Source organism: Paenibacillus alkalitolerans, from assembly GCF_016482785.1.
GTDB lineage: Bacteria > Bacillota > Bacilli > Paenibacillales > YIM-B00363 > Paenibacillus_AE > Paenibacillus_AE alkalitolerans.
The window spans coordinates 201,356-221,781 of the sequence record NZ_JAEMXM010000008.1; the positions used below are offsets into that span (position 1 = coordinate 201,356).

Consider the following 20,426-nt stretch of genomic DNA (forward strand, 5'->3'; position numbering starts at 1 on the left):
AAAAAAGGGGATGATCATGAAGCAGAGGTGAAATCAGCGTAATAATGCGAAGATACTTCATATCAATTCGCCAAATCGTATCGTTGAAAGCCGTTACGTTAAAATCGGAGGCATCGACCAGTGGGTAACGATACGAGGAGAGGATCATAATAATCCCGTTTTACTGCTTATCCATGGCGGACCTGCTTCCACGTACTCCGTTTTCAGCCCGTTGTTACGTTCTTGGGAGAAACATTTTACAATCGTTCAATGGGATCAGCGAGGTGCGGGCAAGACGTACGCCAGGAACGGAAAGGAAGGAAGCGGAGCCATCACCTTCAACCGCCTCGTTCAAGACGGGGTAGAACTAGCGGAATACCTATGCAGCAAACTCCATCAAAAAGTTGTTCTCGTCGGCAGTTCCGTAGGCAGCCTGACCGGAATAATGATGGCGAAACAGCGTCCAGACCTTTTTCATGCCTATGTAGGTACAGACCAGAATGCTCCGGATCCTCGGCATCTTACGTACGGTTTGACGATGGACGCTTTCCGCGCTGCCGGCAATTCAAAAGCAGTTCGATTAGTTGAGAAAATGGGGCCGGATCCATCCCGATGGAACCGCAATGATTTCGAAAAGAGAAATCAATTTATGGTAAAGGCAATTAGGGATGTGCCTAACATGATTATGGACCTCTTCTTGCCGTCTATGCTCTCATCCCCGGAACACAAAATGAGCGATATCATAGACATCTTCAAAGGGATGAGTTTCTCTCTCGATCACTTGTTTGGCGAATTAATGAATTTTGACTTCGACAAGGTTGGATATCACTTTGAACTGCCCTTCTTTGTTTTTCACGGCGATAGAGATATCATAACGCCAACTGTAACGGCTAAAGAATATTACGATAAGATTGAAGCTCCATACAAAGAATTTGTACTGATTCGGAATGCCGGCCACCTTGCGTGTTTTGCCCGGTCCGAACAATTCCTGGAAGAACTCATCAAGCGGGTACGCCCGCTAACGGCGGATGCGGCAAACCTGTCGCATAAGCGATAAATTCGGAAAATTCATGATACAATGAGGGATAACATCTTCAAAGAATCGGGGATTGAAGCTCATTGTCACCATTAAACAAACAACAGCTGGATCAGCTCCGCGACGAACGAAAAGAGCAAATTAAGCAAGCGGCGCTCAAAATATTCGCCCGTCGCGGATATGCAGGAACGAAAACGAGCATGATCGCTGCGGAAGCGGGAATCAGTGAAGGATTAATATTCCGCTACTTTAAATCCAAAGACGAACTTTTCACCACACTTGTTCAGGAATTAATTGAAGAAGCGACGAAAGAAACCGAGAACATTCAATACTTGCCTGGATCGCCCTATGAACAAATCAAAGCATTGACCGAAAGAATGCTTGACGAGAACAACAAGTATGCTTTCATGTTCATTCTAAGAGCACGCAAGGCGGAAGTAATCCCTGAGAAGGCAGCGCGAATTCTTGAACAAAATCCTGTCGACGGATTACTTAATCGGCTGGTTCCGGTTTTTATCAAAGGTCAGCAAGCTGGAGAATTCTCCGCGGGGGACCCTCTGAAGCTGTTGTCCTGGTACATATATACCGTCAATTCCCTCATTATGGAGGAAGCTTGGCAGGAAGAGCACGGGCTGCCGAATGTGGATTTCTTAATGCGCGTTTTGACAAATTAACTTAGACTTTTAAGTTCATCCAATCTTTCGATTTCCTCCTGCACACCTTCAAGGTCTTGATCAGGCAGCAAATTATCCGCTTCTTTAATAAAAGCTTTCGCGAGATTTATCTCGTCCATTGAGGCGGCGATATCGGCACGTAATACAAAAGCTTTAAAGCGAAGAATTGCCGATACTTCTTCGCCGGCAGCTTTCGAAAGAACAAGATCCAGCACCTTGGCTGCGGCTGCGGGTTCGTCTTTCGCATACGCCAACCGGTAGGCAGTTTCGAACGCATTTGCAAACCTTGACCGGTGCTCGGGATTTGTATAGGCGTGCTTTTGCCCAACCAACAAGCGATTTCCGGCAGGATCGACGAGGTTAAACCTGCGGTCTTCCGTTAAGTTGTTGGGTTTGGTTATTTTCGGGAATCCCTGGGAGGGAATCTTTTGATATGTCGTTTTCAAATTTTCGCAAAATTCCCTGAACACGGCATCCACATCTGGAACGTTAATGTAGCACATGCTGTAAGAGTTGGATGGTTCCAATTGCTTAAGTACAAAAAAATGCAGTTCCGCAATACGATGACGGACGCAAGCGTATAAGTTCGGTTTGGCTTGCCGATAAGTTACTTCAAAACCTAATGCTTGATAGAAATCCAACTGTTCGTCAATGGATCTGCAAGGGAAAATAGGAATTGCCGTCCCGATCCGATTTGTTGGCAAGTTACCGACCTCCACGTTTAAAGTGACTCTCATTCATTCACTAGTGAATTTAGCTTTCCACCTTATCGTACAACACTAATGCAAATGCTAATGTTTAATGGATCAATCCTCGTATTTAAGATAAATACCCGTCATATGCTTTAATGATAATGTTATAGGTTGCTGCAACAATTTCTCGCCGACCGCTTTACAAGCGAACATTCGTGCGGTATTGTTTGCGCTGTAAGCACCATACAAAATCCATAGCTGAGGTGAGAATTGGTTTATGAAGAAGGTTATTATCTCTCAACTATTATCTTCGATTGCAATGTTGCAAAACGCTGTCAATAACTGTCCTGATGAGCTTTGGGACAATGAAGAGCACGAGAATAAATACTGGCACATTGTGTATCATGCATTATATTTTACTGATCTTTATTTAAGCCCTTCTATGGACCGGTTCAAGAGCTGGGATAAAGCAAGAAACGAGTATCAATTCTTGGGGCCGGTTCCTTGGCCGCCGCACTATACTCCGAAAATCGAACAAAGCTATTCGAGAGCTGAACTTAATGAATATATAGAGAAGATAAAAGCGGAGTCGGTCAGCCGAATCGATCAAGATGATTTGAACGCAAATTCCGGATTTGACTGGCTGCCGTTTAACAGAATGGAATTGCATCTGTATTCAATCAGACATCTTCAGCATCATACCGGACAACTAGTAGAAAGATTAAAGGATAACGGTGTTAGCGGTACCCGTTGGGTTGTGGCAGTGAACCGGGATGCGGTTTGATGCCGGTAAGGGGTTAGAAACTCCGCTTCTGTACAATTGCCCGTCTTCAAGTTTATCTCATTGCATATCCAATTGTGGCATGAGATTATTTTGATGACATTCCGTTCGCGAGTTGGCAACTTGAAGGAGAGGAGACGCATGTATGGAACAAACACCGGTGAAACTTGGAGAAGGCGGCCGCATTCTCATTCCATCCTAATATAGAAGGGATGAGAATGAATATTGACCAAGAAGAATAAGTACATACGCATCCTTATATTTCTTCTCTGTTTCATATCGATAGTTGGCACAATGTATTATTTTCGCCCATTAAATGCAAATAACGTATTTCTTGAATTGGAAAATGTAGAAAGAATAGTTTTCAGTGTGAGATTTGATGAAAAGAAAGATATTGAGTTTGTAAATGCTGAAATTAAAGGAAAAGAAGTGGAATATTTTATAAATTTATTAGAGATGACCAAGTACCGAAGGGTTTTTGGTGAGACGAACATTCAAAGTCAAGCAGACGCATATGATATTGTAATAGTTCATAATTCGAACAATTATTCAATTGTTATAAATGATAGTGGATATGTAGTCGTAGATGTTAGGAACAGTAAGAAAAAATATAAAATCTTAAGTTCAAAAAACGACACTTTGTTAAAGTTAATTGACGAGATGATAATGCCGAAATAGCGATTTTCCTCGCTATCGGCCTTATTTATTGTTCATCTCCGTTGACAGTTTCTCCGCCATCTACCGGCACCACCAGCTCACGCAATATTCGATCATGCGCTTCTAATGCCTCAATGCCCCGGTATTAACAGCCGATCGTGTCTGGATGCAGACTGATTTCGGAGTCGAAATCATTCCCATTTGATAGGAGGCGACAACATGTCGGAACGTTGCACGGAGTGCGGTGCGGTGCTCCCTGAAGGAAGAACATGCCAATCGCTCTTTGATGAATTTCTTGCACTTGAATTTTCCAATCCTGGTTACGGTCAGGTTCACTTCCTCACTGTTGCATGTTTCATGACCCAGCATGGGCGCTATAGCGACGAAGCGCTTGTTTGGGTGCGAGCGAAGCTGCGAACTTACCTTGAGAACGACCTCACAGGCACGGAACTTCGCCAAATTGCCGCTGAAGAAATAGCCGCTGCCGATCGCAAATGGAATCCCAGAAGACCGGCAGATGCGCCGCCGCTCCCCAAAGTGGCTTGGTCCATGACCATATCCGATGTGGCTCAGCAAATGCAGGATGCTGAAACATACTGCCTGTTGGTGAAGCAATGGGGCCGCGTCACGCTGGAAGAAATGGGAGCTATGCTGTATACGTAGAACAGCCCGAGATGTACCTTTTTGAGGTGTCCGGCCTCTGCACTGTTGATTGAAGATGCGGCGAAGTTGATCGGATTTCTGGCCAGTGACGATTCACAGTGGATAACCGGCCAAATCATTCATTCAACCGGAGGCTTCTAGGATTAGCTGGTCTGTACAATTGATATTGTCTTACTGTAACATGCCGAAAGCCACCTGACACAGGTGGCTTTCGTAATATAATCTTTGATTTCGTTCGAGCGGTTTACTGCCTATTCAGCAAGAGGTGCGGTTTCTTCTTGTACCGCATTCTCCTGTGCTTCTTCGGCTGCAAGCTCCGCCTCTTCGGTAGCTGACGCAACAGGATCGGCGGGATTGGTAACCGTAACTACAACCGGAGCAGGCGCTTTTTCTTTCGCAGCAGCCGCTTCCTTGGCGGATTCAACTACTTTCGGAGCTTCCGTTGCAAATTTCGCATACGCTTCGGATCCGAGTATACGCCGCGCCGTTACGTAGCGTTTCGTGTAATAAGAGTCGCTCATGCTGCTGATGCGGACTCCATGCTTGCTGGAAGAATGCGCAATTTCATCGTTACCCATGTAGATGCCAACGTGGGAAATTCCGCTGCCGCTTGTATTAAAAAATACAAGATCGCCGGGTCGTAACTCGTCTCGTCCGACTTTAACGCCCATCTTCGCTTGAGCTTTCGATTGATGAGGGAGATCAACTCCCAGCTTCTTGAAGATGTACGAAGTGAAACCGGAACAATCAAATCCGTCCGTCGTGGTTCCGCCCCAACGGTAGTCTACGCCGATTACGCTGTCCACAGTGCGTTCAAGCGTCGTTGCGGCCATAGCCGTGCCGGCCATCGAACCAAAAGCGATTCCCGCCGCAAGCAGAGCAATGCTGGCTTTCTTCAATTGTCGAACTCCTTCCGACGCCGACGAGGTTAGCTTAAGGGTTCGGTCGAAGGTTCCCTATGATCCCTCTGATGCGAGATCAATTCACCCAAAATTGGTTCCCCCGTAATCCGGCTTTGCACGTCCGGATGTTTAGGCGCGTATTTTTTTCCGCTGAATACAATTCGACGCGTTTCGGCGAAATCCTCCTATTTTAGCAACTTATTCTGACATGGTTTTTAAAGCTGCGACAAAAAAGAGGCGGGTTATTGTCGTTCGGGTAAAATTGTTCGGAGATTTACTCGATCGAACATGTTACGGAGGGATACCGGTTGAGCGGGGAAAAAAGAAAAAGGGAAGAATCGTATTCTCCCCTTAATAAGTATTCTTATTTTTCTCCGGTCATCACTTCGACGCCCAAAATTGATATTGAGAGGCGATTCCCCATAGTTTGAACAGCGCTTTAACCAGCGGGTACGACTGATGGACGAGAACCGCCGCAAAGCCGGCCCACCAAAGAGATGCGGCGGTAGTTATCAGTCCGATCCCTCCGGTGACCGCAAATAGCAAAAGCGCAAGCCCGATAATGGGGAGGCAGTGGCGCAGGAACGTTCCGAGCGAAAGCAAACCGTTGCGTCCCGATACGATACCGAAGCCGACGTACATGAACAACAATTCAAGCAAACCTTGATAGGCAAGCCAACCGATTGCGTAAGGTATGAATCCGAGAGCCGCGGTTTGCCAATCTAATGCACCGGTCACGGATTCGATCGCCTTGGGAATAAGCCATATGAGCGGTGCGAACGTGAGAACCGTCTGCAGCAGGTAGAGAAGAAGGAACGGTTTGGCGTATCGTTTCACTCCTTGGAAGAAAGCGATGCGCGGTTTCGTTTCCGACCGGCGGTGCAATGCCGAGAACAGGCCGCTGTTGATGATGGGCGTCAACGCCATTCGCGTCAGCGCGAAAAACAGGAACGCCCAGACGAAAGGCATGACTGCATCCGTCTTCATCAACTGGAATTGAGATTCGAGCAGAAACAGTCGATTTGCCGCTTCAGGCAGCTCCTCCCCGGGATACCGGTGAAGAAGCGGTTCGACGGTGGATTTTACGTAGTTGAATAAGATAAATCCCCAAATATATTGGTACAAGAACAGAAGAAACAACAGGAACCAGCTTTTGCGGGCGACCGTCCATCCGCTGCGGGCGTAAGACCACATAAGGGTGTCCTCCTCTCTACCAAACGAACGATCCGATGATCGCCTCGATAAATTTTGCCGTGCCGAGATTCCATCTTGCTTTCAATTCGTCGCTCACATTCGTCTTCATAAAGTTGTTCATCCGTTTGTGCTCCAGCACCGATGCGTATTCCGGATCGACGGCCACCCAGCGCAGCTTGGATTCGGTCGGGGGCAGCGTGAAGACAACGCTCTTCTGGTCGCCTTTCCATTGTTCGTTTAACGTCGCACCGTCGTCGAACCGGAAGCGGACGGTTACCGGTCCTTGAAGGCCGCTTCGGCTTGAAACAACGACCCGGTACTCATTTCGCTCAACGCCGTCGGTGCGCACTTTCTTCGAAACGATTCTTTCAACGGCGTAATCCACCATTAGGTCGCCGTATACGAATTGGTCGAAAAATTCGGCCCAACTGCGTTTCGTCACGTCTTCCAATGTCTTCTGGAAGTCTCCCGTGGCGGGGTGGCGGAATTTCCAACGGGTGAAATAAGTTCGCATCACTTGTTTCATTTTCTTCTCGCCGATTTCTTTCTCGATAGCCAGCAAGATGAGTTTGCCTCGAATGTATACATTGTCCGCGTAATGGTCGTGGTTCTTGAAGTTCCATGATACGCTTGTCAGCGAGGCCGGGTTCGTCATATAGCTCGCTTCAACCAAGGTGTTCGGGGGGACGCCGTATTCCGCTTCCATCACTTTGTCTTCGGCGTAGGATGTAAATCCTTCGTCGAGCCAAGCCTCCTCGAATTCGTTGCTGGCAACCATGCCGTACCAATATTGATGGCCGATCTCGTGCACGACGACCTTCTCAAGCTCATAGCCGGCATCGGCGGCGTCCGCGGCCCATGCGGTAATCAACGTCGGATACTCCATGCCGCCCGCGCCGTCCGCTCCCTCCGGAGGGACGACCACCGACAGCGTGCTGTACGGGTATTTTCCGTACCATGAGCTGTAGTTCTCAAGCGATTTCTTGATTGCGTACATGTAGCGATCCTTTAATTCGATATGCTTCGGATCGAGATACAGCTTGATTCGGACTCCCGGAACGTTCGGAGCGGAGAACGGTTCCTCGGTATACACGAAGTCGGGGGATCCTGCCCAAGCGAAATCGTGGACGTCGTCGGCATAGAAGTGATAAGTTTTCATTCCGGTCTTCTTGTCAATGGAAGCGGGTTTCGTCGGGAATCCGGTCGCCGCCACGATATACTTCTCCGGAACTTGAATTTTGACATTGAATATGCCGAAATCGGAGTAAAACTCGGAGTTGCCGTGATACTGGTGGGCGTTCCAGCCTTCCGCCGTGCGTCCGCGCCGTCCGGCAGGCTCATATACGGCGACTTTCGGAAACCATTGTCCTGCCATAACGAAATTGCCGGAGTAGCCCATGCGTGCGTAAACTTCCGGAAGCTGCACTTCAAAACCCATCTTCAGCGTCACCGTATCGTTCGGGGATACCGGGCGCGCGAGCCTCACCTTCATGAGCGAGCGGTCGTTTTTGTTTCCGTCGTCAGGCTGCGCATACTGCATCCGATGAGTGAGGTCGAGCCCTTCCGTCGTATGGATGGAGGTGACGTTCATGTATCCGATGCTCTTGTCCGAAGCTTCGTCGTTGCGAAGCTTCCCGCCCGATTCGCGGTTAAATGTACTTTGTTTCGATTCGAACGCGTTCGGGTACAAATGAAAGTATAGCTCCTGCACAGGCTGGCTGCCCGGATTGCGCCACGTTACGGTTTGATTACCCAGCAGCTTCTTGGAGCCGGCATCGAGTCTCACGCCGATATGATATTCAACGACGCGATTGCTTAGGGGTTCCGGCGCCTTCGGTTTCTCCGGAGCGGGCGGCTCCGGCATTGCTTTGAGGGGAGCGGTTTGCGTCGATTTGCCGCTTTTCCCCTGATTGGCCGGTTTCTGCTGATTTCCTTCCCGTTTCGGACCCGCTTCATCCGCTATGACCGCAGCGTCGAAGGCGGAAGGCTCCCGGCCGCCGGTCCATACCGTTATCAACACCGCCACGGCAAAAAGGAGAAGAACGGTCGTCCGGCCATGTGTTATCATGAATCGTTTCATCGCACTCACCCCGTTGACAAGCTTCTAAGGCATGTATATGTCTGCTTGTCTCGGAATATTTCTGGCGGAAAATAAATGTGTTATCATGAAGCTATAGAAAAAATGACGCGAAAAAAGAAGGTGCCGACATGGACATAGGAAAGAAAAAGTTGAACGCTTTAAATGTGGTGAGCAACAAAGAGCACAAGGGCTTCGGAGCCGGGGCGATCGATTTAAACAATGTATCCTCGGTCATTATCGACGGAGACGAAGCTTACATCGATCTCGGAGCCATGCATGCGAAGAGCAAGGTGGAACGGGGCATAAAATTTTCCTCGAATAAAGAAGACGTTCCGAACGGACGCCGGTGCTGGATCGTATGGGTTGCCGTTGACAAGAATGCCGAAGCGGGTCCCCGTTATGCCGGTGTAACCGCATGTGAAATGCTTGTCGACGAAGAGGCGCGCAAAGGGTGGAAAGTATTGGCCGACCATGTGAACCGTATGGATTACGCGATGAAACGCCGCATTATGGTGGAAGGCTTGAACGAGGCGGAGAAGGCTGCCCTCAAACGTTGTCTGCAGAATTATAATGAGGAAATATGGAACAATTCCGGCGAAGAGTTGAAGAAGGCGTTGGAGGTATAAAAATGATAAAGGCTCCGAGGATAACTCGGAGCCTTTATTTACTATTGGAGAGAGCTGTATGCCGAAGAGTTTACGTGCCGCCTTTTTAAAACCGAGATATTACCGCATGATGTTTCAAGTTCTCTGTTTTATGAGCGGCCGTAGGCATATACCCACTCCATTTTAACTGTTCCACCAACGCTTCAAATCTTCCCACCAGCCCTTGTTCTTCTCCTTGCTGCCGTTATCGTTCGTATTTAATGGCTCCGGATCGCCTGAATGCACCGTGCAATATTGCGTCGGTTCCGTACCCGCAATGAACGATTCCAGCCGGGCTTCCGGACAATCTTCGGTCGCCAGCATGCCTGTTGCCGGATCGATATAGACCATGGCTACGCCGTCGGGTACTTCGAACAATTTCGGCGGGACGGTTTCTAACGTTCTCTCGGTAAATTCGGCGAACATCGGCGATGCCGTATGCGCCTCCACGGAGGAAATGGAGCGCCCCTTATCGTGACCGACCCATACGGCCGTCGCAAGCTCCGGCGTAAATCCTACCATCCATGCATCCGTGTCAGTTGTTCCCGTCTTGCCTGCGACAGGCCGCTTCACAAGCTTCGCGACCCGGTTGCCGGTGCCGCCGTCGTTAAATACGCTTTCCATGAGATGGGTCAGGACATATGTGTACTTCGCTTCCACAACACGTTCCGCTTTCGGGGTGCTGCTGTAGATGACCCGCCCGTACGAATCCACGATTTTCAAAATAACGACCGGCTCCACGCGAACGCCTTGGTTTGCGATCGTGCCGAAAGCGGAAGCCATTTCCAAAGGGCTGACGGGAAAAGTGCCCAGCGCGAGAGAAGGCAGCGGCTTCATAGGGCTGCGCATTCCTAAGCTTCGGGCGGTTTCGATCACCTTGTCGGCGCCGACTTGAAGGATCGTGTTTACCGCGTAAATATTGTCCGATCTTGACATCGCATATCGTAAATCGACGTAATCGTTCTTGTATTTGTTCCTGAAATTTTTCGGCGAATATGTCTTTCTGCCATCGTCATAAGTAAACACGGTCGGCTCGCTTTTAAACCTGGTCGCCGCCGAAAACCCTTCATGCTGCAAAGCCGTCAGATACAAGAACGGTTTGAAAGACGATCCGGGCTGCCGGGAATTAGAAACTACTCGGTTATATTGATTGCTTTCGTAGTCGCGGCCCCCGACCATGGCGCGAATGTGGCCGTTGCGGGGATCGATGGCGACAAGAGCCGATTGAAGATCTTGATGGTTTTCCAAATATTTCGCCATCGTCTCTTCGGCGATTTGCTGCGCCCGCAAATCGAGCGTCGTGTACACGGTAACGCCCCCGGAGTCGTACAGTTTCTCGTCGATGCCGAGCTTCCCTACGGCTACAGATCTTACATAGTCGCGAAAATACGGCGCTTTGGAAGGCTGCTTTTCCTCAAGCGGCTTCAGATCGAGACGGCGGTCGTAAGCCGATTGCGCTTCCGAAGCCGTAACGAGGCCTTGATCCGCCATGGTTTCAAGAATAAGCTTCTGCCGGGACTTGCTTCGTTCCATATCCATATAAGGAGAATAGTATTTCCAACTCTTCATGACACCCGCCAGAAGCGCGCTTTCTTCCAATGTCAGATCGGACGCGTTTTTGCCGAAATACATTTGCGAAGCCGCTTGCACGCCGTAAGCGCCGTGTCCGAAGTAAATCTGGTTCAAATACATCGCGAAAATTTCGTCCTTGGTATATTCCATCTCCAGTTGGACGGCATAAAGCAATTCTTTGATCTTCCGGGTAAACGTGCGCTCGTGGGATAAAAATAAATTGCGAGCCAACTGCTGAGTCAACGTGCTGGCGCCTTGATCGAGCTCCATGTTTTGCAAGTTGATCCACACCGCGCGGGCGAGACCGATCGGATCGAAGCCGAAGTGCTGATAAAACCGGCGGTCTTCAATCGCCAAAGTCGCTTGGATCATATGCGGCGAAATGTCTTTCAACGTTACGATGTGGCGGTTTCGCCCGCCATGGAATGAATCGATCAATTCCCCGTTAACGTCGAGCACCTGGGAAGACTGCGAGAAAGAGATTGGCGGCAGCGGCTGAGAACGTAAATAAAGCAGGAATCCCGCGAGACCGACAACCGCGAATACGACGACGGTTATCGCCAATATTATGAGCCGTTTCACGCGCCGGGCCAAACGAATGATCCGTAGGCTGTCGTCGGAGGGGCGAACTGTAGTATTCGGTTTATGCAGCGGTTCTTCCACGGACGGTCCCTCCTTTAGCTCTATACTTCCCATTATGGAAAAAAGGGGGCGTTGCTATACTCGTCCGGCATCTTTATTCGGTTGCATTTTCTTCGCAGTTATCTATAATGACATTGTGAAGTATGGGCAGAATTTGGATAGCGAGAAAGAGGGATATCGATATGGATTTGTGGTACACGGAGAAACAGACCGAAAATTTCGGCATAACGGCGAAAATAACGAGAACTTATGTAGATGAACAGACGGATTTCCAGCATCTTGCGATGATCGATACGAACGAGTGGGGCCGCATGCTTGTCCTTGACGGCATGGTGATGACGACGGTTCGCGACGAATTCGTCTATCACGAGATGGTGGCGCACCCGGCATTGGTAACGCATCCGGATCCGAAGCGCGTCCTCGTGGTCGGCGGCGGTGACGGCGGCGTGATCCGCGAAGTGTTGAAGCACCCGAAAGTCGAGAAGGCCGTGCTTGTCGAAATCGACGGCAAAGTGATCGAATACTCGAAGAAGTACTTGCCGGAAATTGCGGGCGAGCTGGACAACCCTCGCGTCGAAGTCATTGTCGACGACGGATATATGCATATTGCAAAGCAAAAGGGCGCATACGACGTGATTATGGTGGATTCGACCGAGCCGGTCGGTCCTGCTGTGGAGTTGTTCAGCAAGGGCTTCTATCAAGGGATCTTTGAAGCGTTGAAGGAAGACGGCATCTTCGTCGCGCAGACGGACAATCCGTGGTTTAAATCGGATTTGATCCGCAGCGTGAACCGGGACGTGAAAGAAATTTTCCCGATCGTTCGCGTATATTGCGCCAACATTCCTACATATCCAAGCGGCCTTTGGACATTTACGATGGGCAGCAAGAAGCATGATCCTTTGGCGGTGAACGAAGCGTCGATTCCGGAGATGGACACGAAATATTACACTCCCCGGCTGCACAAAGCGGCTTTCGCTCTGCCGAAATTTGTGGAGGATTTGGTGAAATGAAACTCGATCAAGCATACTCCGGCAATGTATTTATATTAAGCTCCGATGATTACGGTTCCGCTGACGCCGTTATTTACGGAATGCCGATGGACTACACGGTGAGCTTCCGTCCGGGCTCCCGGTTCGGGCCGGCCCGCATCCGCGAGTCGTCGATCGGTTTGGAGGAATACAGCCCGTATCTGGACCGTCATTTGGAGGAGATCCGTTACTTTGACGCGGGCGATTTGCTGCTGCCATTCGGCAACCCGGCGCGCAGCTTGGACATTATCGCCGATTACGTGAACAAGCTGTTGACGGACGGCAAAATTCCGATCGGCCTAGGCGGAGAGCATCTCGTTTCGTGGCCGGTCATCCGCGAGGTATATGCGAAATATCCGGATTTGCGCATCATTCATATCGACGCTCATGCCGATCTTCGGGAATCGTACGAAGGGGAGCCGCTTTCGCACTCGACCCCTATCCGCAAAGCGGCGGAGCTGATGGGCGGCAAGCGCATTTATCAATTCGGCATACGCTCCGGTATGCGAGAAGAGTTCCAATGGGCGCGCGAACACTTGAATTTTCATCCGTTCGATGTGCTGGAACCGATCCGCAAGGTGCTGCCCGAGCTCGCCGGCCAACCGGTATATGTCACTATCGACATCGACGTGCTCGATCCGTCGGCCGCCCCGGGAACGGGCACTGCGGAAGCGGGAGGCATCACCTCGAAAGAACTGTTGGCCGCCGTTCACGCGATTGCGGGCAGCGACGCGAAGGTAGTCGGGGCCGATTTGGTCGAGGTGGCGCCGATTTACGATCCGACGGAGCAGACGCCGATCGTGGCGGCGAAGATCATTCGGGAGATGCTGCTCGGATTTTTGAAATATTAAGAAAGCTGCGGGCTCCCGCAGCTTTTTTGCATCGAATCGAATGGGCAGGCTTGGACGTCTGGCTTAGGTTGCCAGACCGGCAATGGACTCGCGTGCGGCTAATCCGCTATCAATCTCCATCGTGTCCGCCCCGAGAAAATCCATGAATCGGCGGAAACACCTCTTCAACTCGGCCATCATGTCCGCCGTCGGTTCGATTCCGCTCTCCCACCACCAATTTTTGATTACGAGATTTCCGGTACGCTTGTCCCTGCCTGGTTCAAATCTGGCTACAAACGAGTCGCCGTATAAGATCGGCAGAACGTAATACCCATAGGTGCGCTGTTGTAACGGTTTGTACACTTCCCATATGTACTCGAATCCGAAAATCGCGGCGATCAGACGGCGGTCCCATAGCAGATTGTCCAGCGGCGCAAGAATAGAAGCACGGGGACTCTCTATCGGATCGTCGATTGCGGCTGCGCTTCGTTCCCAATCTTCCGTTCTCGCATATAACGGGGTCGGGATACCCTCCACCTGCAGCCGGATGAGCCGGCCATCGCTGTATAATCTGCCGAAAGTTTCCCGGCGTTCCTTCGCTTTCAGTTTCCGAATGCCGACCCAGGCGTCGCCGGACTTTTCCCACAGCACGCCGACCCCTCCGATGCGCCGGAATACACGCCAATCCCAATATTGCTCATCCGTTATATTCGGATCATCCGCACTAAGCACACTTTCCGGCAAATGCCGGTCGGCGAAATCGTAATACTTCTGGTTGTTCTTCTTATGGTGGACAACGAGCTCCCCCCAGAAATACATGCTTTCCAGAGCCGCTCTGGCCAACCGGGTAGGCGCCCATGCCCAGTCAACGGTTTGGTCGAGATCCAGATCGTCGGAGGACAGCGGTCCGCGGCTTAATATTGCCTGCCGCACCTCGGAGAGCGCTCCGGCAACGGCTTCTTGCGATCCGTAATATCGTCTTGCCTCATCATGGTAACGGCTGAAGTATGGCCAATCGTCCACCGGATAAATCGACATCACCTTGTCCATTCCGTCGATCAGCGAGCGATCCTCGTAAAGCAGCGCCTGCAGAAGGGGCGGTTTGAAATCCGGAATGCGGGACTGAAGCACCAATTCGGGATTGCGGCCGACGATGTTCAGCGGATCGTATTGGATGCACCCTACCCTCCGAATGTAGGATAATGCCCCCGCTTTGCCCGTAAATTCAGGCTGCGCTCCCAATCCGTGGTGCGCAAGCAGAAATCTCCTCGCTTGCCTGTTTGTCAAGTTTACGGCTTTCATTGATTGCACGCTCTTCTCTCCCGCCTGACCGGTAATACTTTTACACTCGCTTACAATCCATTGTACCATCATCTTCCATAGACAACAAGAATATTTGTTCGCATTCTGGCTGCCGCGCTCCGGTGTGTCGACGTGCAAGGGCGCTCGACCGCCGACGGCGCGGGTGTCATCCAATGGGCGGACAACAACGGAGCGAATCAGCAGTGGCGCATAGTGCAAGTGAATTGAATGCGGCAAGCCGGTTTCGGTATGAACCTGCCGATGCCGGCTTATTTTGATGTGTGCAAGAAATGAAAGCTGCAGCTGCCGATTTGCAGAGACAAAAGCTGCCTTTAGACAGTGACGGGAGATTGCTTATTGAATTGCAACGGCAAATATTGCCGCTGAAAGCCGGAGGTAGTACGAATACCAAGGTGCGGCAGATTTGCAGAGGTAAAAGTTACCGTTAGAGACAGACAAAAGATTACTAAGAGTGGTGCAAAGGCAAATACTGCCGCTGCAGCGGCGCACAGCCGGAGAAGCCGGCGAATCAACCCGCGTACAGCCGCCTGAATTGGCTCGGCGTCATTCCCTCATGCTCCTTAAACAGCTTGATAAAATAGCTTGAGTGCGCGTATCCGACAAGACGGCCGACTTCGATCACGGGGAGAGTCACGTCTTCGAGCAGCAACTCCTTCGCTTTGCGAAGCCGGTATCTGGTTATATATTCGAACGGCCGCATGCCGAAGCTTCGCCGGAACAGCGAGCAAGCGTATTGGGGAGTGACCCGGATGGAACCGGCGAGTTCGTCCAACGTCAGATCCTCGGCGTATTTCTGCTCGATGAGCCGCAGCATCGGCGTAAGATTTTGCAGGTGCTGCTTGCGTGAGGAACCGGATTTCAAGGATGCGTTCTTCGCAAGATCGAGCAGCATGCGATAAAGAAGGGAGGATCCCTCGTAACCGCGAAACGGATCGTCACCCTTCAGCACTCGCGCCGCTTCCTGCATCGTTGACAGCAGCTCTTCGGCATTGGCGACGGAATAAACACCGGAATCGTTCAATTGGAACCGTTCCAGCAATTCCGGCACCACCCATCCGTGAAACGTCACCCATCTGACGGTCCATGGCTCCTGTACGGCATAATAACTGTGAGGCAAGCGAGGTAGCAAAATCATCCCTTGTCCTTCGGAAACCTCAGCCGTTACGCCTCCCAATTCCAGTCTGCCTTGCCCGCTCAAACAAAGAAGCCATTGGTAGGAAGGGAATCCGTCCGCCCGTTGGATTTTGTCCTGGTTGCGCCAACCTCCGGCGCTGGTAAGGTACAGAGGCAAGCGCAGCTCCATATCGGTCAACACGGGGAATATGTTTTCATCGACCACGGCATGTACTCCTGAGCTTTTTTTTCATATTGTTATATTACCAGGAAAATTAATAGGTGAATACAAGCGGAATATAAAAATAATAGAGTCATATTGTCATACGGTTGCGATTGCCGCCCGTTGTTGCAAAAGGGAAGATCGTTGGAGTACACTGGAATTCATGAATGAGTCCAAACGCCAAGTGCAAATCCGCCTTCATACGGCCCATGACGGAGAGCGCCATACGGTAAAAGCGCAGGGGCATGTGTATTTAAAAGGCCGGCATATATACATCCGCTTCGAGGAACCGGGAACTGAGAGAAACCGCGTTGCGACGACGATTAAAATCGCCGGCGGGGAAGTGACCGTGTTCCGGCAAGGAGGGGTCAGGTCGGAGCAGCGTTTCGCGCCCGGCAAAACAACGGCGGGTTATTTTGAAAACACTCAAGGCTCGTTTCGATTGGAGACGACGACGAAGAAGCTCGACATCGGCTTGACGGAAGGCATCGGATTCGTCGAATGGTCGTATTCGCTCCTCGTTGCAGGGGTTGACGCGGGACATTTCCGCTTAAGATTGGAAGTTCGGGAGGATGAATGAGGTAAATGAGCGCATTGGAGCAGCAGAAGGAAAAAGTGAAAGCGGCGTTCGCGGAGGCCGTTCGCAAGACCGGCTTGCTTCCCGCCGGAGAGCACGCCGATATCGCGCTTGAGGTGCCGAAAGAGAAGACGCACGGAGACCTGGCGACGAATATTGCCATGCAATTGACCAGGGTTGCCAAGAAACCGCCGCGGGCGATCGCCGAAGCTTTAACGGCGGAACTGGACCTGGCTTCGGCCGGCATCGAGAGAGCCGAAATTGCGGGTCCGGGCTTTATCAATTTGTTCTTGGACAAGTCGTTCTTGAGGGACATTGTGCGGGAAGCGATCAACCAAGGAGAACGGTACGGCAGAACGAATGCCGGAGCGGGAAAGCGCGTTCAGGTCGAGTTTGTAAGCGCGAACCCTACCGGCAGCCTGCATCTCGGTCATGCGCGGGGAGCCGCTGTAGGCGATGCGCTTTGCAACGTGCTCGATTTTGCGGGATACGAGGTTCAGCGGGAATATTACATTAACGACGCAGGCAACCAGATCGCGAATCTGGCGAAGTCGATCGAAGCCCGCTACCGGCAAGCGCTCGGCAAGGAAGCGGACATGCCGGAAGACGGATATTTCGGCGAGGATATCGTACAATTCGGACGCGTTTTGGCGGAGGAGAAGGGCGGTTCTCTGCTTTCTTTACCGGATGAAGAGCGTTTCTCTTTCTTCAGAGCATACGGTTTGGAACGCGAACTGGACAAAATCAAGCGCGATTTGGAGCGCTTCCGGGTTCGCTTCGACAATTGGTACAGCGAGACTTCTCTTTACGAGAGCGGAAAGATCGACGAAGCGCTCGCACAGCTTCGCAAGAACGGGCACGTATACGAACAGGAAGGAGCATTATGGCTGCGGACGACGCCGATGGGAGACGACAAAGACCGTGTGCTTATTAAGAACGACGGCTCCTATACGTATTTGCTTCCGGACCTTGCTTACCATCTGGACAAGTACCGCCGCGGATTCGACCGGATGATCAATATTTGGGGGGCCGACCACCACGGATATGTGCCGAGAATGAAAGCGGCAATGGAAGCGTTAGGAGAAGATCCGGGCAAACTTACCGTCCTTATTTCCCAGATGGTCAGTCTCTACCAAGGCGGAGAGAAAGTGAAGATGTCCAAACGTACCGGCAAAGCGGTAACGATGGAGGACCTAATGGACGAAGTGGGCGTCGATGCGACGAGGTACTTCTTCACGATGAGAAGCACGGACTCGCATCTCGATTTCGACATGGATCTCGCCGTGTCCCAGTCTAATGAAAATCCGGTTTATTACGTGCAATACGCGCATGCGCGGATTTGCAGCATATTCCGGCAAGCGGCGGAGAACGGAGTATCCGTACCCGCCGGCGCCGATGCCGATCTTTCCCCTCTATCTTCCGAGGCGACATACGACCTGCTTCGCAAGATGGGCGAATTTTCAGAAGAGGTGGCCGATGCGGCGCTGGCGCTGGCGCCGCATAAGATCGTTCGCTATGCGTACGAGTTGGCTTCCGAATTTCACAGTTATTATAAAGCGGAAAGAATCCTTACGGATAACCCGAAGGAATCTCAAGCGAAATTATCTCTATTGCTCGCTCTTCGCCACACGTTCGCCAATGCCCTGCGTTTGATCGGAGTTTCGGCTCCGGAGAGAATGTAGTTAGCTTCGGAGGCGGCGGAATGCTTTGATCGCATCGATGCGGCCCGGCAACCGGGCCTTCTTTGTTTCGTCCGAGAACGGCACTTGAGCCAAGGAAACAATCTGTTTGAGCTGCTGAGGAGTCAGTCGCGGATTGGCTGACAACAGGAGAGCGACGATACCGGTTACGTGAGAGGTGGCCATCGATGTCCCGCTCATTTCGTGATACCTGCGGTTCGGCCATGTGGAAAGCACGCGTTCGCCCGGGGCGTATACGTCGATGCGCTTGCCCCGGTTGCTGAAGTGAGCCACTTTGCCCTTCGAATCGATCGCTCCGACGCTGATCGTTTGCGCAAAGCGCGCCGGGTAGTCGACGTACCCGCGTTTACCGTCGTTTCCCGAGGAAGCGACGATGACGACCCCCGAACGCGTTGCGTTACGGACGGCTTCAAGCATCGCTTCGCTGCGCTTGCGCATCCCGAAGCTCATGTTGATGATGTCTACGCCGTTTTGGACGCACCAGTCGATGCCGTGAATAATGTCGGAGACGAATGCGGAACCGTTGTGATCGAACGCTTTCACAGGATATATGGTTGCCCGGGGCGCAATCCCCGACATGCCCCAACGGCCGGTAGCCGCGATCGTTCCGGCGATATGGGTGCCGTGCCCGTTGTCGTCATGCGGAAGCGTTCGCGGGTTTACCAGATTGATCCCGCGGGAGAGTATCGATTGTAAATCCGGGTGTTGATAATCGACGCCGGTGTCGATCACTCCGATTTTGACCTTAGCCCCCGATGCGCGGTTCCAGACGGAGGGGACCCGCAGCAAACGGATTCCGCTAGGCACGAATGGCGTTCTAAAGCGCGCTCCGGCAACCGGCGAGGGCTGCGAGAATGCATGAACCGAAATTTTAACGTCTTCTTCAACCGAAACGATGCCTGCAAATTTGCGAAGCAGCTGCGGGCAAGGCGGCACGGGGCAAACGAAGGCTGAAATAATCGGCAACGGCTGCACTGCGCTTAAACGTTTGTAAATCCCTTTGCTGCGCTGAATCGTTTTTTTCAACAGACGGAATTGGGACGGGTCGCTCAAGCGGATGATATGCCGCTTTGTGGACGCTTCGGAGCGCGAAAGCAATTGGTTAAGCATTTGTACGAATGCTAAAGCCTCCATAGACAAACCCCCCGTGTGGAAGGATGGTTGTAGCAAGGTCGGACATTGGAACATTGTATGAGTTCGGGACGGGGTCGTGCTTGAGCATCCGCCGTTTTCTAAATAAATGGGCTGTTGAACGTAGCGTTATTGAGTTTATCTCATAATATGGAAGGGAGAGCGGAATACGCTCGTTGACTTACGGGTGGCGAACAGGGGGTTTGCCACTAGCGGATACAGTCTCGACGGAGGGCTTGCCCTCCGTCCCTTTCTTTTTGGAAGGCGGTTGCGCCCAGTTGCATTTTTCTAGAAAATAGGTTTTACTAAGATGGGAAAATGGAAAGGGTAACAGTATACATATTTCCTTGTATGAGCTGTGAGTAAAAGGAAAGGTTGTGCTGACGTGAGCGAGCAATATACATTGAAGGTAAGCCCCGACCAAGCGCAAGAAATGCCGATGGTCGACTTGGCTTTTGTAATTTTAAAGGCTGCAAATACGCCGTTCTATTATCGCGATTTGATGAAAGAAATTGCAAAGATCAAAGGCTTGTCCGATGACCAGATGATGGACGTCATTGCGCAAGTATATACGGAAATTAATATCGACGGCCGTTTCGCCTGCGTCGGGAACAATTTGTGGGGCTTGAAACGTTGGTATCCTGTCGAGAAAGCGGACGAAAGCGGCGTTGGCAACGCGAAGAGACCCCGGATTATTAATGATGACGATGACGATGATATCGACGACGATGTCTTCGGCGAAGATGACGACACATATGAGAACGAAAGCGAAGGCGAAGACTTCGATACGATAGACGAAGACCGCGACGAGTTTTTCGAAGAAGAGGAAGAAGAGATCGAGGAAGAGATCGTCGACGAAGACGGTGAAGAAGAGGAAGAAGAGCCGGAGGCCGAGCTGGAAGAGGGCGACGAAGACGCCGACGATGAGGTCGACGATGAGGATGAATTCTACGACGAAGAAGAGGAAGAAGAGAAGTAAATTCTC

20 protein-coding genes, 1 pseudogene and 1 riboswitch are annotated in these 20,426 nt (G+C 51.2%); of the genes and pseudogenes, 13 read left to right on the plus strand and 8 right to left on the minus strand.

The features are described from left to right. The first annotated feature begins 163 nt into the window (after positions 1 to 163). Positions 164 to 1,036 (plus strand): alpha/beta fold hydrolase, encoded by an 873-nt coding sequence (locus JET16_RS15175; protein ID WP_267908703.1) that lies wholly within the window; start codon positions 164 to 166, stop codon positions 1,034 to 1,036. A 62-nt stretch (positions 1,037 to 1,098) separates the two neighbouring features. Continuing rightward, positions 1,099 to 1,689 carry a TetR/AcrR family transcriptional regulator gene (locus JET16_RS15180; protein WP_199617172.1) on the plus strand — a complete coding sequence of 197 codons (591 nt, stop codon included), beginning with the start codon at positions 1,099 to 1,101 and terminating at the stop codon, positions 1,687 to 1,689. Here JET16_RS15180 and JET16_RS15185 read toward each other — a convergent pair. Then, the gene (locus JET16_RS15185; protein ID WP_199617173.1) at positions 1,686 to 2,393 is read right to left on the minus strand and encodes a bleomycin resistance protein; all 708 of its coding nucleotides are present in this window, start codon (positions 2,391 to 2,393) and stop codon (positions 1,686 to 1,688) included. The genes JET16_RS15180 and JET16_RS15185 overlap by 4 nt on opposite strands. Before the next feature lie 265 nt (positions 2,394 to 2,658). Here JET16_RS15185 and JET16_RS15190 point away from each other — a divergent pair, with 265 nt between their 5' ends. The 4 genes and pseudogenes from JET16_RS15190 to JET16_RS30165 form a co-directional block, all read left to right on the plus strand. Further along, positions 2,659 to 3,165 carry a DinB family protein gene (locus JET16_RS15190; RefSeq protein WP_199617174.1) on the plus strand — a complete coding sequence of 169 codons (507 nt, stop codon included), beginning with the start codon at positions 2,659 to 2,661 and terminating at the stop codon, positions 3,163 to 3,165. Positions 3,166 to 3,387: 222 nt separating this feature from the next. Further along, the gene (locus tag JET16_RS15195; RefSeq protein WP_199617175.1) at positions 3,388 to 3,840 is read left to right on the plus strand and encodes a hypothetical protein; all 453 of its coding nucleotides are present in this window, start codon (positions 3,388 to 3,390) and stop codon (positions 3,838 to 3,840) included. A 198-nt stretch (positions 3,841 to 4,038) separates the two neighbouring features. Then, positions 4,039 to 4,482, plus strand: a complete 444-nt coding sequence (locus tag JET16_RS15200; protein ID WP_199617176.1) for a DUF5946 family protein — start codon at positions 4,039 to 4,041, stop codon at positions 4,480 to 4,482. 51 nt (positions 4,483 to 4,533) lie between these two features. Further along, positions 4,534 to 4,623: pseudogene (locus JET16_RS30165) on the plus strand (SDR family oxidoreductase); the annotation flags it as partial. A gap of 110 nt (positions 4,624 to 4,733) precedes the next feature. Here JET16_RS30165 and JET16_RS31135 read toward each other — a convergent pair. From JET16_RS31135 to JET16_RS15215, 3 genes are all read right to left on the minus strand, one after another. Then, positions 4,734 to 5,381 carry a C40 family peptidase gene (locus tag JET16_RS31135; RefSeq protein WP_407673151.1) on the minus strand — a complete coding sequence of 216 codons (648 nt, stop codon included), beginning with the start codon at positions 5,379 to 5,381 and terminating at the stop codon, positions 4,734 to 4,736. Between the two features lie 3 nt (positions 5,382 to 5,384). Next, positions 5,385 to 5,530, minus strand: a riboswitch (cyclic di-AMP (ydaO/yuaA leader). A gap of 235 nt (positions 5,531 to 5,765) precedes the next feature. Continuing rightward, entirely contained in the window at positions 5,766 to 6,578 is an 813-nt protein-coding gene (locus JET16_RS15210; protein ID WP_199617178.1) for a hypothetical protein, read from the minus strand. A gap of 16 nt (positions 6,579 to 6,594) precedes the next feature. Beyond that, entirely contained in the window at positions 6,595 to 8,658 is a 2,064-nt protein-coding gene (locus tag JET16_RS15215; protein WP_233531620.1) for a M1 family metallopeptidase, read from the minus strand. Between the two features lie 128 nt (positions 8,659 to 8,786). Between JET16_RS15215 and JET16_RS15220 the strand changes: the two genes are divergently transcribed. After that, complete coding sequence (locus JET16_RS15220) at positions 8,787 to 9,284, plus strand: YwhD family protein (RefSeq protein WP_199617180.1); 498 nt, start codon at positions 8,787 to 8,789, stop codon at positions 9,282 to 9,284. A 162-nt stretch (positions 9,285 to 9,446) separates the two neighbouring features. On the opposite strand, the gene JET16_RS15225 is transcribed toward JET16_RS15220, so the two are convergent. Further along, positions 9,447 to 11,537 (minus strand): transglycosylase domain-containing protein, encoded by a 2,091-nt coding sequence (locus JET16_RS15225; protein ID WP_325176698.1) that lies wholly within the window; start codon positions 11,535 to 11,537, stop codon positions 9,447 to 9,449. Positions 11,538 to 11,698: 161 nt separating this feature from the next. On the opposite strand from JET16_RS15225, the gene speE reads away from it, so the two are divergent. Continuing rightward, entirely contained in the window at positions 11,699 to 12,526 is an 828-nt protein-coding gene (speE, locus tag JET16_RS15230; RefSeq protein WP_199617183.1) for a polyamine aminopropyltransferase, read from the plus strand. Further along, positions 12,523 to 13,395, plus strand: coding sequence for an agmatinase (gene speB / locus JET16_RS15235; protein ID WP_199617184.1), 873 nt, complete (start codon positions 12,523 to 12,525; stop codon positions 13,393 to 13,395). The genes speE and speB overlap by 4 nt, the downstream gene beginning before the upstream one ends. Positions 13,396 to 13,458: 63 nt before the next feature. Here speB and JET16_RS15240 read toward each other — a convergent pair whose 3' ends face one another. Then, positions 13,459 to 14,676 carry a winged helix-turn-helix domain-containing protein gene (locus JET16_RS15240; RefSeq protein ID WP_199617236.1) on the minus strand — a complete coding sequence of 406 codons (1,218 nt, stop codon included), beginning with the start codon at positions 14,674 to 14,676 and terminating at the stop codon, positions 13,459 to 13,461. Between the two features lie 105 nt (positions 14,677 to 14,781). Between JET16_RS15240 and JET16_RS15245 the strand changes: the two genes are divergently transcribed. Further along, on the plus strand, positions 14,782 to 14,904 hold the full coding sequence (locus JET16_RS15245; protein WP_233531645.1) for an RICIN domain-containing protein: 123 nt from the start codon (positions 14,782 to 14,784) through the stop codon (positions 14,902 to 14,904). Between the two features lie 301 nt (positions 14,905 to 15,205). Here the strand turns inward: JET16_RS15245 and JET16_RS15250 are convergent, their stop codons facing one another. Then, positions 15,206 to 16,036 carry an AraC family transcriptional regulator gene (locus JET16_RS15250; protein ID WP_199617186.1) on the minus strand — a complete coding sequence of 277 codons (831 nt, stop codon included), beginning with the start codon at positions 16,034 to 16,036 and terminating at the stop codon, positions 15,206 to 15,208. Between the two features lie 160 nt (positions 16,037 to 16,196). Between JET16_RS15250 and JET16_RS15255 the strand changes: the two genes are divergently transcribed. Both JET16_RS15255 and argS read left to right on the plus strand, forming a co-directional pair. Then, a complete protein-coding gene (locus tag JET16_RS15255; protein WP_199617187.1) occupies positions 16,197 to 16,613 on the plus strand; it encodes a DUF1934 domain-containing protein in 417 nt (138 codons plus the stop codon). Between the two features lie 5 nt (positions 16,614 to 16,618). Then, positions 16,619 to 18,292, plus strand: a complete 1,674-nt coding sequence (gene argS, locus JET16_RS15260) for an arginine--tRNA ligase (protein WP_199617188.1) — start codon at positions 16,619 to 16,621, stop codon at positions 18,290 to 18,292. On the opposite strand, the gene JET16_RS15265 is transcribed toward argS, so the two are convergent. After that, entirely contained in the window at positions 18,293 to 19,444 is a 1,152-nt protein-coding gene (locus JET16_RS15265; protein ID WP_199617189.1) for a S8 family peptidase, read from the minus strand. A gap of 382 nt (positions 19,445 to 19,826) precedes the next feature. On the opposite strand from JET16_RS15265, the gene rpoE reads away from it, so the two are divergent. Then, on the plus strand, positions 19,827 to 20,420 hold the full coding sequence (rpoE, locus tag JET16_RS15270; protein ID WP_199617190.1) for a DNA-directed RNA polymerase subunit delta: 594 nt from the start codon (positions 19,827 to 19,829) through the stop codon (positions 20,418 to 20,420). Positions 20,421 to 20,426 lie beyond the last annotated feature (6 nt).

Excerpts from the sequence above, each read along its gene's own strand:
- JET16_RS15190 (WP_199617174.1), top strand. The coding sequence starts at position 2,659 with ATGAAGAAGGTTATTATCTCTCAACTATTATCTTCGATTGCAATGTTG.
- argS (WP_199617188.1), top strand. The coding sequence starts at position 16,619 with ATGAGCGCATTGGAGCAGCAGAAGGAAAAAGTGAAAGCGGCGTTCGCG.
- speE (WP_199617183.1), top strand. The coding sequence starts at position 11,699 with ATGGATTTGTGGTACACGGAGAAACAGACCGAAAATTTCGGCATAACG.
- JET16_RS15240 (WP_199617236.1), bottom strand. The coding sequence starts at position 14,676 with ATGAAAGCCGTAAACTTGACAAACAGGCAAGCGAGGAGATTTCTGCTT.
- JET16_RS15200 (WP_199617176.1), top strand. The coding sequence starts at position 4,039 with ATGTCGGAACGTTGCACGGAGTGCGGTGCGGTGCTCCCTGAAGGAAGA.
- JET16_RS15265 (WP_199617189.1), bottom strand. The coding sequence starts at position 19,444 with ATGGAGGCTTTAGCATTCGTACAAATGCTTAACCAATTGCTTTCGCGC.
- JET16_RS15215 (WP_233531620.1), bottom strand. The coding sequence starts at position 8,658 with ATGAAACGATTCATGATAACACATGGCCGGACGACCGTTCTTCTCCTT.
- speB (WP_199617184.1), top strand. The coding sequence starts at position 12,523 with ATGAAACTCGATCAAGCATACTCCGGCAATGTATTTATATTAAGCTCC.
- JET16_RS15220 (WP_199617180.1), top strand. The coding sequence starts at position 8,787 with ATGGACATAGGAAAGAAAAAGTTGAACGCTTTAAATGTGGTGAGCAAC.
- JET16_RS15210 (WP_199617178.1), bottom strand. The coding sequence starts at position 6,578 with ATGTGGTCTTACGCCCGCAGCGGATGGACGGTCGCCCGCAAAAGCTGG.
- JET16_RS15255 (WP_199617187.1), top strand. The coding sequence starts at position 16,197 with ATGAATGAGTCCAAACGCCAAGTGCAAATCCGCCTTCATACGGCCCAT.